This window comes from Oleiphilus sp. HI0128 (assembly GCF_001635365.1).
The window spans coordinates 1-1,536 of sequence record NZ_LWGG01001124.1; the positions used below are offsets into that span (position 1 = coordinate 1).

At 46.5% G+C, this 1,536-nt stretch carries 2 protein-coding genes; both read right to left on the bottom strand.

Annotation, left to right across the window (positions count from 1 at the left end):
- Positions 1-904, bottom strand: a 904-nt coding sequence (serB, locus tag A3763_RS19150; RefSeq protein WP_068760354.1) for a phosphoserine phosphatase SerB, incomplete at its 3' end; no start/stop codon positions are given.
- Positions 897-1,536 (bottom strand): DNA gyrase C-terminal beta-propeller domain-containing protein (locus tag A3763_RS19155; RefSeq protein ID WP_304440829.1); only part of this gene is annotated, 640 nt, incomplete at its 5' end. The genes A3763_RS19155 and serB, both read right to left, overlap by 8 nt.

The following is a 1,536-nucleotide window of genomic DNA, read 5'->3' on the forward strand; positions in this document are numbered from 1 at the left end:
AATCAATACCAAGCTTATCCTGCAGCCCTTTAGCAAAGTATGTAAAACCGCCCGATAAAATAGCAGTCTTGTAACCCAGGCTTTTTAGCGTTGAGATCAACCTTTCTGCACCTTCAGTCATCTTAAGGCGCGCAGCTACTTTGCTTAGCACTTCTTCGCTCAAACCTTCCAATAAACCAACACGCCGAGCAAAGCTCTCAGTAAAATCAATCTCACCACGCATGGCTTGCTCGGTGATTTCAGATACCTGATCTCCGACACCCGCTTCTTTCGCCAGCTCATCGATCACTTCTGCTTCAATTAAGGTGGAATCCATATCAAAAACCACCAAACGACGATTACGGCGATAAATTGTGTCTTCCTGGAAGGCGATATCGACGTTAAGCTCACTGGCAATCTTTAAAAAGTCAGCTCTCAACGCCTCAGCATCCGGCACATTTCCGCGAACAGAGAACTCCAAACATGCCTGGCTCGACTGAGGATCGACATCCAAACCACGACGCCCGGACAGTCGGGTAATGTTGTCGATATTCAAATCATGCTCCGCAGTCACTTCAGAGACTTTAGCAATTTGCTCTGCAGTGATCAGGCGAGAAAGCAAGGTAACGATATAGCGCGCTTTACCCTTTCCTTCGACCCAATGCATATACTCTTCAGCACTCACAGCCTGAAAAGTAACTTGGAGGTTCAGCTCGTGCATACGGAACAAAAGCTCCTTCATCACTCCAGAAGAACTGCCTTCATTTGGCACTTCAACCAGAATCCCCCAGGTAAGGTGATCATGAATAACAGCTTGGCCAATATCCAGAATATTCAATTCATATTGCGCCATAATACCTGTAATTTCAGAGGTTAAGCCGGACTTATCACGCCCTGAAACATTAATCAGAATAATTTCACTCAATTACTTCACCTTTTGCCTGCTTAGGCTCATTTTTTACAACTTCCATGCGATCAACTTTCTGCAGCCCTCTAGGAAGCTTATGCCCTCGCCTGCCACGTTCTCCGACATAATGCGTTAAGTCTGAGAATTTTAACTTCAAGTGACGCTTGCCTGAATGAATCACTAAATGATCATCTTCAGCAAAAATTGCCACGGACACCAACCACTCCTCACCACTTTGAACTCGAGCAGAAGGAATACTGATTATTTTGTTACCCTTTCCCTTCGCCAGTTCTGGCAGATCCTTCACGGGAAAGACCAACATCCGCCCTTCGTTACTCACTGCTGCGATATAATTGCCCTCAACAGTACCTAGCATTTGAGGCGACATAACTTCCGCCCCTTTAGGTAAGGACAAAGCAGCCTTACCGGCTTTATTCTTGCTCTGCAAGTTAGAAATATTGCTAATAAAGCCGTAGCCAGCACTGCTCATCATCAATAGTTTCTGATCTGGTTCACCAAGCACGACCGCTTTAAACGTTGCGCCCGAAGGCGGGTTGATCTTACCGGTCAAGGGCTCTCCCTGGCCTCTTGCTGACGGCAAGCTATGTGTCGGCACGGTATAAGAGCGCCCGGTAGAATCAATAAACACG